At 38.6% G+C, this 14,233-nt stretch carries 14 protein-coding genes; 11 read left to right on the top strand and 3 right to left on the bottom strand.

Going from position 1 to position 14,233, the window contains the following annotated elements; genetic code table 11:
- The first annotated feature begins 56 nt into the window (after window positions 1-56).
- On the top strand, window positions 57-491 hold the full coding sequence (locus AC1M87_RS03320) for a hypothetical protein (protein WP_481592935.1): 435 nt from the start codon (window positions 57-59) through the stop codon (window positions 489-491).
- 50 nt (window positions 492-541) lie between these two features.
- Here AC1M87_RS03320 and rlmKL read toward each other — a convergent pair whose 3' ends face one another.
- Window positions 542-2,746 (bottom strand): bifunctional 23S rRNA (guanine(2069)-N(7))-methyltransferase RlmK/23S rRNA (guanine(2445)-N(2))-methyltransferase RlmL, encoded by a 2,205-nt coding sequence (rlmKL, locus tag AC1M87_RS03325; protein WP_481592936.1) that lies wholly within the window; start codon window positions 2,744-2,746, stop codon window positions 542-544.
- Window positions 2,747-2,916: 170 nt separating this feature from the next.
- Between rlmKL and AC1M87_RS03330 the strand changes: the two genes are divergently transcribed.
- The 9 genes from AC1M87_RS03330 to AC1M87_RS03370 all read left to right on the top strand — a co-directional run bounded on the left by AC1M87_RS03330 (window position 2,917) and on the right by AC1M87_RS03370 (window position 9,212).
- On the top strand, window positions 2,917-3,228 hold the full coding sequence (locus AC1M87_RS03330; RefSeq protein ID WP_481592937.1) for a LysE family translocator: 312 nt from the start codon (window positions 2,917-2,919) through the stop codon (window positions 3,226-3,228).
- Window positions 3,229-3,260: 32 nt separating this feature from the next.
- The gene (locus AC1M87_RS03335; protein ID WP_481592938.1) at window positions 3,261-3,545 is read left to right on the top strand and encodes a LysE family translocator; all 285 of its coding nucleotides are present in this window, start codon (window positions 3,261-3,263) and stop codon (window positions 3,543-3,545) included.
- Window positions 3,546-3,839: 294 nt separating this feature from the next.
- A complete protein-coding gene (locus AC1M87_RS03340) occupies window positions 3,840-4,856 on the top strand; it encodes an aspartate carbamoyltransferase catalytic subunit (protein WP_092766128.1) in 1,017 nt (338 codons plus the stop codon).
- A 10-nt stretch (window positions 4,857-4,866) separates the two neighbouring features.
- Window positions 4,867-6,102, top strand: coding sequence for a dihydroorotase (locus tag AC1M87_RS03345; RefSeq protein ID WP_481588425.1), 1,236 nt, complete (start codon window positions 4,867-4,869; stop codon window positions 6,100-6,102).
- Between the two features lie 191 nt (window positions 6,103-6,293).
- Window positions 6,294-7,193, top strand: a complete 900-nt coding sequence (locus AC1M87_RS03350; RefSeq protein ID WP_481592939.1) for a hypothetical protein — start codon at window positions 6,294-6,296, stop codon at window positions 7,191-7,193.
- Between the two features lie 128 nt (window positions 7,194-7,321).
- Complete coding sequence (locus AC1M87_RS03355) at window positions 7,322-7,678, top strand: hypothetical protein (protein WP_481592940.1); 357 nt, start codon at window positions 7,322-7,324, stop codon at window positions 7,676-7,678.
- Window positions 7,679-7,855: 177 nt separating this feature from the next.
- Complete coding sequence (locus AC1M87_RS03360) at window positions 7,856-8,029, top strand: hypothetical protein (protein WP_481592941.1); 174 nt, start codon at window positions 7,856-7,858, stop codon at window positions 8,027-8,029.
- Window positions 8,020-8,346 (top strand): lysozyme inhibitor LprI family protein, encoded by a 327-nt coding sequence (locus AC1M87_RS03365; RefSeq protein WP_481592942.1) that lies wholly within the window; start codon window positions 8,020-8,022, stop codon window positions 8,344-8,346. The genes AC1M87_RS03360 and AC1M87_RS03365 overlap by 10 nt, the downstream gene beginning before the upstream one ends.
- Window positions 8,347-8,435: 89 nt before the next feature.
- Window positions 8,436-9,212 carry a Rossmann-like and DUF2520 domain-containing protein gene (locus AC1M87_RS03370; protein ID WP_481592943.1) on the top strand — a complete coding sequence of 259 codons (777 nt, stop codon included), beginning with the start codon at window positions 8,436-8,438 and terminating at the stop codon, window positions 9,210-9,212.
- A gap of 27 nt (window positions 9,213-9,239) precedes the next feature.
- Here AC1M87_RS03370 and trmB read toward each other — a convergent pair whose 3' ends face one another.
- Entirely contained in the window at window positions 9,240-9,956 is a 717-nt protein-coding gene (gene trmB, locus AC1M87_RS03375; RefSeq protein WP_035265903.1) for a tRNA (guanosine(46)-N7)-methyltransferase TrmB, read from the bottom strand.
- A 210-nt stretch (window positions 9,957-10,166) separates the two neighbouring features.
- On the opposite strand from trmB, the gene AC1M87_RS03380 reads away from it, so the two are divergent.
- Window positions 10,167-12,629: an ExeM/NucH family extracellular endonuclease gene (locus AC1M87_RS03380; RefSeq protein WP_481592944.1), complete on the top strand. Its 2,463-nt coding sequence runs from the start codon at window positions 10,167-10,169 to the stop codon at window positions 12,627-12,629.
- 37 nt (window positions 12,630-12,666) lie between these two features.
- Here the strand turns inward: AC1M87_RS03380 and AC1M87_RS03385 are convergent, their stop codons facing one another.
- The gene (locus AC1M87_RS03385; protein ID WP_481592945.1) at window positions 12,667-14,112 is read right to left on the bottom strand and encodes a SulP family inorganic anion transporter; all 1,446 of its coding nucleotides are present in this window, start codon (window positions 14,110-14,112) and stop codon (window positions 12,667-12,669) included.
- Between the last annotated feature and the right edge of the window lie 121 nt (window positions 14,113-14,233).

Genomic DNA, 14,233 nt, shown 5'->3' on the forward strand with positions numbered 1-14,233 from the left:
AGCTGTAATTAATGAATATATAAATAAAACTACAATAATAATTTTCGAGATAAAAAATGGAATTTATAAGCGTTATTTTTCGACAGTCAATTTTAATTTCTGGCATGCTGATGAGTAGTTTTCAATGGGTAACTGCACAGCAATTAGATGAATCTGAACTCATCGAACAGCAAGTGATTGATCAGAATTTGAATGAAAATTTAGTGCAAGAATTAAAAAAAGAAGTATCACAGAGCGCTGAGGTACAAATACAAAATCAACAATATTTGGCTCAGACTCAAGCAGAAGAATTTAATCAGAAGCAATTGGTTTCAAATGCGGTTTCTGATTTTGAATTGAGCAAAAAAGCAGATCCTGATCAGATTAGCAAAACCATTAAACCACTGACGTATTATCCTTATGATACGCTACCACGTACTGTCTATGTTTCCACAGATCCAACCATTATTGTGACAAAGGAATATTCACCTTCAAAAAATTTAAGAAAATAAAAAAGGGCAAACGAATTGCCCTGTTTTTTATTAGTCAAGCTCTCAAATCATTAGGCTTGAAGATGTCTAATTTTCCATGAACGGTGAATTTTAGTATTACGTTTAAAGTCTAGACCAATTGTTTCATGGGTTAGTTCTTCAATGTCATAAAATGCTTTGATTTCGTCGTCTAATTCAAAACCACGATAGTTATTTGAGAAATACAGTGTACCACCAGTGGTTAAACGATTCATTGCACGCTTAATCAGGGATAAGTGATCACGTTGAACGTCAAACGTACCATGGAATTTTTTAGAGTTCGAGAACGTTGGCGGATCGATAAAGATTAAGTCATATTGTTCATGACCTTCTTTTAACCATTCAAAACAATCACTGGCAAAGAACTGGTGTTGTTGGTCAGCATGATCAACCGTTAAACCATTTAAGACAAAGTTTTCTTTAGACCAGTTTAAATAAGTATTTGAAAGGTCGACACTGGTCGTGCTCGCAGCACCACCTAACGCAGCATGTAAACTTGCAGTTGAGGTATAACTATATAGATTAAGGAAATGTTTACCTTTCGCTTCAGCAGCGATGCGTAAGCGAATTTGGCGATGATCGAGGAAAAGACCAGTATCCAAATAATCTGTGAGGTTAACCAAAATTTTCGCTTTGCCTTCTTGAACGATAAAGCGTTTAGAGGCAGTACTTTGTTTGGTGTATTGGTTTTTACCTTCCTGACGAGCACGAGTCTTGATAAAAATGGCATCGCGACCTAAACCTGTGACAGCACGGATTGCTTGTAAAGCAAGATTAAAACGTTTTTTCGCTTTTTCAGGATCGATTGATTTTGGTGGGGCATATTCTTGAACATGCAATCGGTCACCATATAGATCTACAGCGACATTAAAGTCTGGTAAATCAGCATCATAAATTCGTAAACAATAGATATTTTCTTTCACTGCCCATTTTTTCAAATTCTGCATATTCTTTTGCAGACGATTTGTAAAATCTTCGGCACCTTCAATTTTATCGAATTGAAGTGGTTGCCAATTGGCTAAGAAAGGTTGTGTCACAACAGGTGGCTTAATCTTGCCCGAGCGAATATAAATAGGAAGCTTACCATTCATTAAGCGAAGCGTTTGAGTTTCGCTGAATGCTAACACGTCTGCTTGTTCAATTTGAGCTGCAATAACTGCGGCAGTTTGGTTGGCAAAGTTCTTTTGAAGTAAGCCAGATAGACCAAGATAGAATGAACGGCTAGAGCCTTTATCCCCAAGACGCTCACCATAAGGTGGGTTGGTGACAACGACCACAGATTTACCTTCTGCTTTAAAATCTGGCCAATCAGAAAGGGTGCGCTCTTCTATTTGAATTTGATCTAGCAATGCCTCAAATCCTGCAGCGCGGATATTATTTTTGGTTGCTTTTACTGCTTCCCAATCTGCGTCAAAGGCATAGAATTTTGGAAGCGGTTTTTCTAAGGCAACTTTGTGACGTTCCGCAGCTTCACCTTTAATTTGCATCCAAAGATCATGATCATGACCATTCCAGCCATTAAAGCCGAAACGACGAACCAAACCAGGCGCGCGGTCAGTTAACATCATTAAAGCTTCAATAATGAACGTTCCTGAACCACACATTGGATCAAGAACAATATCTGGATTCTTTTCAATTAATTGTGCATGTTGAAGAATGGCTGCAGCCAAGTTTTCTTTGATCGGTGCATCAGTCATATAGTGGCGATAGCCACGTTTATGCAATGAATCGCCAGACAAATCTAAACAGAAAGTATGTTCTTTTTTACCAGCCAAAGCGTAAATGGTTATTTCTGGTTGTTTGATATCGATGCTTGGACGCTTACCGACAGCCTCCATGAAGGAATCTACGATACCGTCTTTCACACGTAAGGTGGCGAATTGGCTGTTGACTTTGATCTCACGTTCGACATGTAAACGCACAGCAAATGTACTTTGAGGTGCAAAAATAAGCGACCAGTCAAAACTATTTGCACCTTCGTAGAGTTCTTCAGCTACATCGCGTGCATCGTGAGTAAATTCAACTTCAAACGTATGGATAGGCGTCAAAACACGTGATGCAAGACGAGACCACATACAAATGCGGTAGGCATCAGCCAATTGACCTTTGAAAACCAATCGCCCAGGGAAACGTTCAACGTTTTGTACTCCTAAACCTTCAATTTCTTCTTGAAGTAAGGTTTCAAGCCCATCTGCACAGGTAACCCAATATGTAGAAAGACGAGGTTTAGAATTCATGAACATTCCCAAAGACAAATAAAGCAATCGCGTATTTTAACTTATTTTTGATTTTAAAACTGCTTTAATGCGCTGATACAACCATTTTAAAAATAATTTAAATTTAAAGATTGATTGAAACTGGTTGATATAGCCCCATAAAACTAAAAAACACTAAAAGATAAAAAAATATGCTGGCTTTAATTTTCTCTATGTTTACTTTTTCATTATCGATGTCTATCTCTCCTGGACCTGTTAATTTAACTATTCTCAGTAGCAGTATGAACTTTGGTGTTCGAAAAACTTTTGCTTTTATTTCAGGTGCAGCCATTGGATTTACTGCTTTACTTGCAGCAGTTTGCTTTGGTCTATATCAGATTATTTTATCGTATCCGGTTCTTTTGGATGCTATTGCGCTGTTAGGAACGGCTCTATTGGTTTGGATTGGCTGGAATATTTTAAGCGCTAAAGGCGAAAAATTCGAACAGATCACAAAGATCTAGAGAAGATTCCAAATTTTACGCAAGGTGCGTTAATGCAGTGGCTGAATCCAAAAGCTTGGATTGCCGCCGTTTCAGGTACAGCCCTATTTTCAGCTTCAGAGAATAGTGTTTATTTAGCGCTTTTTGTTTTGATTTATTTTATGGTCTGCTATGTCTCTTTATGGCTTTGGGGATATGCAGGGGAAAAATTGGCTCAGTTTCTTAATGTGGCAAATCGAGCAAGAATTTTGAATAGGGTGATGGGAAGTCTTTTAATCGTGATTGCTATACAGATGTGTCTCACTCATTTTTTAACATATCCAGAAAACCATGAGTAGATCATTTGTTGAAATTTCTATTTTTAAAATCTAACTCACTATTTCAGGGAAATTTGATTGAATATATGTATGAAAATAAAGATAAACAAGCTTTTATCTAGGAGTTATGAGCCTTATTTTTAAGGATTTAGACGATTTCAATGGAATGCTTTTGGTTAAATTAAGTTTTTGAAAATTTTTATGAAACACCATAAGTCGTGATTAAGTTAGTTATTGATCAGCTGCCGTGTGGGTCACTGCCAAATCATTTTAGAATCTGTATAATACGTTGACTTAACGTATAAGGAATCTCTCATGCACTTCGCTGCATTGCATACACCGAGCCAGATTCAACTCAACCAAGATGGGAATCTCAAACACTTCCTCACCATCGAAGGCCTTTCAAAAGAAACTCTTACAAAAATATTGGACACTGCACAGTCCTTTTTTAATGACCAAAATCAGCTCATTACCAATAATATGCTTGAAGGCAAAACTGTAATGAACCTGTTTTTTGAAAATTCGACACGTACACGAACGACATTTGAAGCAGCGGCAAAACGTCTTTCTGCCAACGTACTCAATATTGATATTGCCCGCTCAAGTACTTCTAAAGGCGAAACACTGAGAGATACATTGTGGAATTTAGAAGCAATGGCGGCCGATATCTTTGTTGTTCGACATTCTTCATCAGGTGCTGCACATTTTATTGCGAAGGATGTTTGTCCAACTGTTGCGATTATCAACGCGGGTGATGGACGTCATGCGCATCCAACACAAGCAATGTTGGATATGCTTACGATTCGTCGTGAAACCAATAAAAAATTTGAAGATATTTCCATTGCGATCATTGGGGATATTAAACATTCACGAGTTGCACGTTCTGATGTGGCTGCATTGCAAACATTAGGTTGTAAAGATATTCGTGTGATTGCGCCGAATACGTTACTTCCTTACGGCTTTGATGAATATGGTGAAGGTGTTCGCCTATTCAATAATATGGAAGCTGGGATCAAGGATTGTGATGTCATCATTACTTTACGTATTCAAAACGAACGTATCGATTCACCTGCATTATCTTCACAAGCTGAATTTTACAAAATGTATGGTTTGAACAAAGAGCGTTTGGCTTTGGCCAAACCTGATTGTATCGTGATGCATCCAGGGCCGATGAATCGTGGTGTTGAGATTGATTCAAGTATTGCAGATGGTCCTCAATCAGTGATTTTGAATCAGGTGACCAATGGTATTGCGGTGCGTATGGCAGTACTCGCGCTGGCGATGCAGGGTCAGTTACAAGAACAAGGTTTAATTGAAGCAGTTGCGGTATAAGGAATCAGTCATGTCTATTGTTAAAGTCGAAAATGTACGCGTCCTAGATCCAATTGCTCAAACTGATCAAATAGAAACTATTTTTATTCAAGATGGAAAACGCATCGAAGCGACTTCAGATGTGCATGAAAGCATCGATGGGCAAGGCAAATGGCTGATGCCAACGATGGTTGATTTGTGTGCACGTTTACGAGAGCCAGGTCAACAACAACATGGAACGTTGAAATCTGAAGGTAAAGCAGCACGCGAAAATGGCATTTTACATGTATTTACCCCACCAGATTCAAAACCTATCGTTCAGGACAATGGCGCTTTAATTCATGGTCTTGTTGAAAAGGCCATGTTAGATGGCGGGATTTACCTTGAGGTGATAGGTGCACAAACACAAGGGCTTCAAGGAAATCAACCAGCCAACATGGCGGGTTTAAAAAAGGGTGGTTGTACTGCTGTATCTAATGCAAATGCACCTTTTGCGAATGACGATGTGGTGCTTCGTACGCTTGAATATGCTGCAGGTTTGAATTTAACTGTCGTATTCTATGCTGAAGAGCCTCAAATTGCGAAAGATGGCTGTGTGCATGAAGGCTTTATTGCTTCACGCCAAGGTTTACCAATGATTCCTGCTTTGGCAGAAACGGTCGCGATCGCAAAATATCTATTAATGATAGAGGCGACAAAAGTCCGCGCACACTTCGGATTACTGTCTTGTGGTGCTTCGGTTGAGTTAATACGTATCGCGAAGGAAAAAGGATTGCCAGTCACGTGTGATGTTGCAATGCATCAGTTACATCTTACGGAATCTTTAATTGATGGATTCAATTCCTTGGCACATGTACGTCCACCTTTGCGTTCAGAATCTGATAAAGAGTTACTTCGTCAGGGGGTAAAATCTGGGGTAATTGACGCGATTTGTACGCATCATGAACCACTTAGTAGTTCTGCAAAAATGGCACCTTTTGCAGAGACTTTGCCAGGTTTTACTGCGTTTGACTCGTATGTTCCTTTTGGAATCAAATTGATTGAAGAAGGTTTATTTAGTCCATTAGAGTGGGTTGAAAAAGTAACGAGTGCGCCAGCTGCTGTCGCACAAATGACTGAGACATGGAAAGCACAGGCTGGATGGGTGCTGGTTGATCCAGATTTGGAATGGACACTTGATAAATCTTCTATTATTTCTCAAGGCAAAAATACACCGTTGATTAATCAAAAAGTCAAAGGTAAGGTAATTCGTACTTTCATAAAATAATGTGAATTCAATCATTTAAAGGTCGATTAATATCGGCCTTTTTTATTATGGATGATTGAATAATTCATGATTCAGTATATTTTATGAAGATCTTTATTTTTTAATAAAATTTAACTGAGAGCTTTAATAAGAATCAAAACAAAACCAATGAGGTTTGGTATCAAGAGCTTGAGTTTGATTGGGGGAGTAGCATGAAACTTCAGATGAAAACATTGACCACATTGTGTATGGTTGGTGTGTTGTCAGGATGCCAACAAGTGTATTCAATCATGTATGCTTTTAATCGTTGTGATCAACCTGAAGTGCAATTAAAACTCGAACAAGTCATCCATAAAGACATCGCGAATATCTCAGCGACTCAACTCAAAAGTATTATAGAAAATGATCAAGTTATTATAGATGGTCAACTCTTACAGCGTAGTTTGAAACCAGTTCAATTTAAAATTGAAAAAATTGATAAAATAAAGAAAATGAGATCCTCTGATCAGACGATGTGTACAGCAAGAGTCACTGCTGAACTACCATCAAATTATCTGACGGATGCTGATGTATCGCGCGCATTAAATCGAGAGTCAAATGTTTTAGAATCAGCTGCACTTTCTCAATTAAACTTTGAGAACAATCAGATTTCTACTGAGTTAAATTATAGTGTACGAATTTCAGAGCATGAAGTAACTTTACAATTGGTGAATGCACTACATTTCACCAGCTTTATGCAAAAAGTTCTAATAGATGCCCATTTAAAACCTTCACGTTTGACAGCTTTAGCGTTAGATCGTCAAAAGAAACAAGCACTTTTAAATCAGCAAAATAAAACATCAGACGATTATCAATCCATTCTTATTGCTGAAGCACAACTTAAATTAGATCAAGCCAATGAGGATCTAAATTCTGTATGGAATAGAGCTTCACTTCAAGCACGCCAAAAAATACAATATGAGCAAGAACTGTGGGCTAAAAAGCGTAATTTAGAATGCAAACTAAATAGTGAAGGCGCCGATAATCCTGAAGTTTTTCGATTGAATTGCGAAACAAATATGGCGATTATTCGAACATCTGAATTACAGCAAAAAATTTTCACTCTAAGTTAGGCATTGATTAAACAGGGTTGTTGAGCGTTAGCTTTTACGCATCAAATTTTAAAAAAATAAAAATGTGATGGAGTTGTTGTTTTTAATTTGATTAAATATGTCAAAATTATAAATATGCGGTATAAAAAATGACGTATAAGATTAAATTGGCTTTGATTATCTCTACCATCTTCGTTGCAGGTTGTGATCTCAATAAGAAAAGCAAAGACACCTCACAGAATGTAGAAATTGCTGATTGGAGTTGTACTTCTCCTACAAATGTCAAAGAAATTGAACGCTTTGCGCAACAGGAATATAACAACATTTTAGATCGTCGTTTAAAAGCAACAGATCAGTATGAGTCAGATTTAAAATTACTTTCCCAAATCAACTCATCACTTAGATTTGAACTCAAGTCGATTACTACAACGAATGATCCTTCAAATGCAACAAACAAACTGACGTGTTCAAGCCAGTTGGTTATCCACCTGCCGAAGGGGCTTTAACGTCGTGCTGAAAATGCATACCTTGAAAAACCTTGCGAATATGAATGTGAACATGACGAAGGTAGTTATACGCTCCAACATTGGATTAATGATGTTCATGGCAATATCAGTTATGGGCAAGATAAGCTCACAGGCACTTTGAATTATGAGATTACCAAGACGGATAAAGAAGGTTTAATGCTGAGTGTGCAACCTGATAATGCATTGTTAGATATTGCTGCAAGTATGACGAGATATGCTGTTCAATTTGAAGCATTTCGTAAAGCAAATCAGAATGAATCAAAAGCTTACGAAGAGTATGAAGCTGTACAACAAAAACAAAAGCCTTGGCACTTAAAGCCATGCAATTGAGAAAATCTGATTTAGATAAAGAGCAAGCACGAGCTGTCGAGCGACTTAATTTAACTTGGGATAATTTGAGCAGCGAACAAAAAGAGCAGCTAAAGAGCGATCAAACTGAATGGTTCGAACGTCGTGACGTGGACTGTAAAGTGGTCTCTCAAAAGTCAATTGAGAGTATCCCAGAAAAAGAACGTGAAACTTATCAGCAACATTATCAATATTGGGACAATGAAATGAATCAAATCAATGTTGAGATGCAATATTCTAAATGTTTCATTCAAAAGACCAATGAGAGAATTGTGTACCTAAACAATGTGTTTAATTAATTTATTTATTACAATATAGCAAAAGGGCGAATTGATTCGCCCTTTTTTTATCGGCATGCTTAGGTATACAGAATATATGTGGAAGCGATATGCGTATTAGTGTGATTGGAGCAGGGCGCGTAGCTCATCATTTGGCTCAGGTATTGAGTCAACATCATGAGATTGTCCAAGTGTTTAGTCGAGAGCAATCTAAAGCCAATTTGTTGGCGGCTTTAGTAAGAGCTAGACCATGCAATGCAATTGAAGATCTCGAAAACACCGTTGATATTGCATTATTGGTGGTGAGTGATAAGGCAATTGAAGAAGTTGCTGAAAAAGTTGCAAAACAGCTTCCTCAGGCTTTAATTGTACATACGTCTGGCAGTACCCATATCTCGAAAATCACGCAATATCATGAGCGTGCAGGTGTGTTCTATCCACTACAAACCTTTAGCTTTGAAAGTCAAATTGATTGGTTGAGTACGCCAATATTTGTTGAAGCGATGAGCGACGAAGATTTAGCATCCTTGACTCAAATGGCAAAAGAGTTGAGTCAAAAGGTTTATCAATATGACTCAACACAGCGCTTGAGTTTGCATTTAGCAGCTGTCTTCGCGTGTAACTTTACCAACTACTGCTATGACGTCGCTAAGCAGCTCGTAGATGCACAAAAAGTCGATTTTAATTTATTGTACCCATTGATTTTGGAAACTGCGAAAAAAGCGACTTTAAATCCCCCAAAACAGGTGCAAACTGGACCAGCGATGCGTGGTGATCAAAACATTATCCATATGCATCAAGAGATGCTGGCGCAGGCTGGACGTACGGATTTAAGCCAAGTGTATAGTGTGGTGAGTGACCAAATTTATAAAAGACAATCAGAATAAAAAACAGGACTTAAGTCCTGTTTTTTATTATTGAATCTTTTTAAATAAGAAGTCGTTAATTTTATGGCCTTCTTCAATTCCACGACGTTCAAACTTAGTTTGAGGACGCCAGTCTGGACGAGGATAGCTGTTACCTTTACCCGCCATATTTTCTAAACGAGGGCGGTTATCTAATACATCTAACATCCATTCTGCATAGGGTTCCCAATCGGTCGCAGCATGGAATGTTCCACCCATTTCAAGTTTTTCTTCAACTAAAGGCATACGATCGTGTGAGACAAAGCGACGTTTATGGTGACGTTTTTTCTGCCAAGGATCGGGGAAATAAAGTTGAATTGCATTGATACTGTTATCTGGCATTTCACGCAAAACTTGAATTGCATCCGCATCAAGTAAACGTAAGTTTGTCAAACCAGCCATACCCGCTTCATATACACATTGTGCAATGCCAGGAACATGTACTTCAATGCCGACATAATTGCGTTCAGGATTGGCTTTTGCCATAAGTACAAGAGAGCGCCCCATACCGAAACCGATTTCAACCGTCAATGGACGTTCAGGATGCTCAAATTGCTGACGTAAATCACCGACAGGATATTCCAAAATTAAGTGACCATATTGTTCAAGCGCAGTTCGTTGAGAAGTATTCAACGGAGATGAACGGCGCATAAATGTGACAATTTCGCGATGCTCGTTCAAGTTGTCTAATTCTACAACTTGCGGGTCTAATTGATCGTTCGACATAACTTTGGCAAATGAGAAAAAATTCGAATGCGGTATTTTAAGACCTGAGACTCCTAAGTCAAACCTTTTTCTACCTGAAAGCGCTACGTAGCTATCAATGATTTGTCGATCTATTCATGAACTTTTTCAAAATGTCATGAATTGTTCATCTACTTGTCATGCCTGTACACTAGGCTTGGAAAATAATATGAACAATGAATAAGACTTAAAATGAATAAACTAACGCTAAATAAATGGGTGTTCAATAAACTCATATTATCTTTATGTATGATCGGATTTAGTTCAACGCCGTATGCTGAACTCATGATCAGCCAGTATGTGGATGGTAATAACAACAAGAAAGGTATTGAACTATACAATCCAGATGGAGGTGTTGTTGATTTATCCGCGTATCAATTAAAAATATTTCCGAATGGTCAAACCACTGCGAATTTGACGGTCAAGCTGCAAGGAACTTTAACAGCTCAGCAGCACTTTTTAATTGGACATTCAAATTTAAAAACTGAATTGGGTGAAGCTGTTCAGCAAACTGCTAACCTTTCATTTAATGGCGATGATGCAATTGTTCTCTATAAAAACAATGTGGCTGTCGACCGTTTTGGTGCGATTGGAACACAGCAAAACTGGGCAACCGGTTTAAGCTTTGAACGTACAAAGAAAACACATGATGTCGTTTCGATAGATCCATCTGCACCCTTTGAAATTCAAAAAGAGTGGGCTAAATGGTCGGATCGCAATGCTTTTAACCAGTATTTAGCGATTAGTACAAATGAACCAATAGAGCCATCTCCGACGACTCTAAGTTGTAACTCTGCGAATACACCTATCGCTGAACTCTCACAAGCAGCTAAGAATCAAAACTATACTGTGAAGGGGGTGATTACTGCGGATTATCGTTATGCGAATGGATTCTCAGGTTTCTATATCCAAACCCCTGATGCCAAAGCAAAACCCGATCTAACTAACGCGATTTTTGTATATGCTCCTGCTTCAAGTTCTATAAAAGGAGGAAAAGTCGGAGAAGAAGTCGTTCTTAAAGGTCGATTAACTGAATATCAAAATCAGTTACAGATTGATAATTTATCCGAAAATATTTTAACTTGTAATCAAGCGGCAAGCGCTTGGATAACGCCCTTATCAATCGAGTTACCATTTGAGAGTTTAACCAACGCCTCAGGGCATGCGCCAAAGCGTTATCAAGGTATGTTGGTTAAAATACCTCAAACATTAACGGTAAGTGAAAATTACAATTATGGTCGCTACGGACAACTGTCATTAAGTCTAGGACGTTTGTTTATGCCGACCAATATTTATCCAGCTAAATCAGCAGAAGCAACGGCATTGGCGCAAAAAAATCTTTTGTCCAAAATTGAACTTGATGATGGATATAATGCACAAAATTTAACGCCTACACTGCCAAGTCAGTTTAGTGCTTTAAATACCCTACGTGCAGGTGATCAGTTAAATGCTGTTGAGGGTATTCTAGAATATCGATTTAATTCGTGGCGTATTCAACCTGTACAAGGTCGTACTCAAATCCAAATTAAAGCGAATAACCCGCGGCCACCAATGATTCAGAAAAATTCAAACCAAACCCGTGTCGTGGCTTTCAATGTTTTGAACTATGATAATGGTTTAAATGGTTTTCCAACTGAGCGAGGTGCTAGCAGCAAAGCTGAGTTTGAGAAGCAACATGCCAAAATTGTCAGTGCAATGAAAGAAATCGATGCTGATGTATTTGGTTTAATGGAAATTGCGAATAATGGTTATGGTGAAAATAGTGCCATTGCATATTTAACACGAGCACTTGGATCAGAGTGGAAATACATCACTCCACCAAATTCAAATCAATTAGGTGATGATGCGATTGCTGTTGCGATTATTTACAACAGTAAGCGTGTAAAACCTGTTAACGCTGCTGCAGTGTTTGATGATCAGTCACAAAGAAATCGAGTGACTCTTGCTCAGAGTTTTCAACCATTGAGTGGCGGTAAAATCTTTACGGTTATTCCGAATCATTTGAAGTCTAAAGGTAGTTGTCCTTCAAATGATCAATCTGCTGATGCGGATCAAGGTGATGGTCAGGGGTGTTGGAATGCGACACGAGTTAAAGCGGTACAACAACTCATGCAGTGGATTGCAAAGAATCCAACGCAAATTACAGGTCATCCGAATACGCTCTTGATTGGTGATTTAAATAGTTATGCAAAAGAAGATCCAATTTTGGCTTTAGAGCGTGCTAATTATACGAATGTACTGGCGGACAAAGTTGTAGGGCTCGGCGAACAGGCGTATACCTATGTATTTGGTGTAGACAGTAACAAAGCTGGATTTGGTGGAGCAGGTAATTTGGATCATGCTTTAGCTGATGCTTCGCTCTTTCCTGCGGTTAAGCGTGCATTTGTATGGCACATTAACGCTGATGAGCCAACGAACCTAGATTATAACGAAGAATTTAAGACTACAGAGCAGAAGTCGCTCTTTTATGCTGATCATGCATTTAGATCTTCTGATCATGATCCAGTGATTCTCGACTTAGAACTTAACAGCTCAACAAATGCTGAGCAGCCACAGCGTGACACTACGTCAGGTGGTGGTTCGTTGAACTGGCTATCCATTTTAGGATTAAGCCTGTTAGCCTTGGTTGGTTGGAGACACAGAAACCATTCCTAAAACTTAGTAGTAAAAAAGAGCCATTTGGCTCTTTTTTTTAAGTATTTGAGATACGTTCTATCAATGTTACGCTCGCTTGGTTTAGACCAATCACACGTACCTGAGTCCCTTGGGCTTCAAATTTAGCCACGACATTCGCTAACATATTGACAGAAGTGATGTCCCAAATATGAGCATAGCTGAGATCTATTTCTACTTGCTTGATATCCTCTTTGAAATCAAAAAATGCATAAAAAATTTCTGCGCTACTGAAAAATATTTGACCTTTCACCGTATAGTAGCGCACGTGATTTTCTAATTCAGTTTGAACTTTTACTTCACTTTCGAGTTTATTAATGAGAAATAGGGCTGACAGAACTACACCAATCAATACGCCTAGAGCAAGGTTATGTGTTGCAAGAACAATCACCACGACAGTAAGCATGACAACATTACTTTGCACGGGATGTTTGCGGAAATTTTTTACTGAATCCCAATTAAATGTCGTGAACGCGACCATGATCATAATGGCGACTAAAGCAGCCATAGGAATATAAGCCAACCAATCTTTAAAGAAGACCACGAGACATAGCAAAAAAACACCAGCCACTAATGTCGATAATCTTGTTCTTGCACCTGAGCTGACATTGATGATGGATTGACCGATCATTGCACATCCAGCCATCCCCCCCATAAAGCCACTTACCATGTTCGCGATCCCTTGACCGCGACATTCTTGATGACGATCTCCTTCAGACTCAGTCATTTCATCAATCACAGTCGTAGTCATCATGGTCTCAAGCAAACCAACTGTGGCGAGCGTGAGAGAGTACGGTAAAATAATAAGTAAAGTGTCGAGATTCAATGGAATTTCAGGAATTAAAAATACAGGCAAGGTTTCTGGAAATGCACCTAAATCACTGACTGTTCTCATGTCAGCGCCAAGAAGAAGAGCCAATACACTGAGTACAATAATACACACTAATGGCGATGGTATGATTTTTCCGATTTTGGGTAAATAGGGAAATGCGTAAATGACCAATAAACCAATCGCTAAAAATATATAGCCTAAGCTATTCATTTGAGCAATTTCTGGAAATTGAGCGATAAAAATGAGAATCGCTAAAGCATTTAAGAAACCATAAACCACTGACTGGGAAACAAAACGCATGAGTTTTGCGACTTTGAGATATCCAGCGATAATTTGAATTGCACCTGTCAGAATCGTAGCTGCCAATAAATATTGTAATCCGTGTTCTTTAACAAGAGTGATCATCAGCAGCGCCATCGCACCTGTAGCAGCCGAAATCATAGCAGTCCTACCACCAAAGAAGGCGATCGTAACAGCTATACAGAATGAGGCATACAGACCTACCTGAGGATCAACGCCAGCAATTGCCGAAAATGCGATTGACTCTGGAATCAAAGCTAAACCTACGACCAAGCCTGCAAGTACGTCGGTTCGAATGTTAGAAAACCACTGATCTTTCTTTAAATAAATCACAATTTGCCTTTCACAAAGATGTAGCAGCGCTATGGTAAAACATCACACAAATAAAAGCTGAAAAAAGCTTGAAAATTAATTCAATCTGCACAATATTCATAAGGAGATCATCGATGTTTAC

The organism is Acinetobacter sp. 24-47-62, assembly GCF_056779765.1.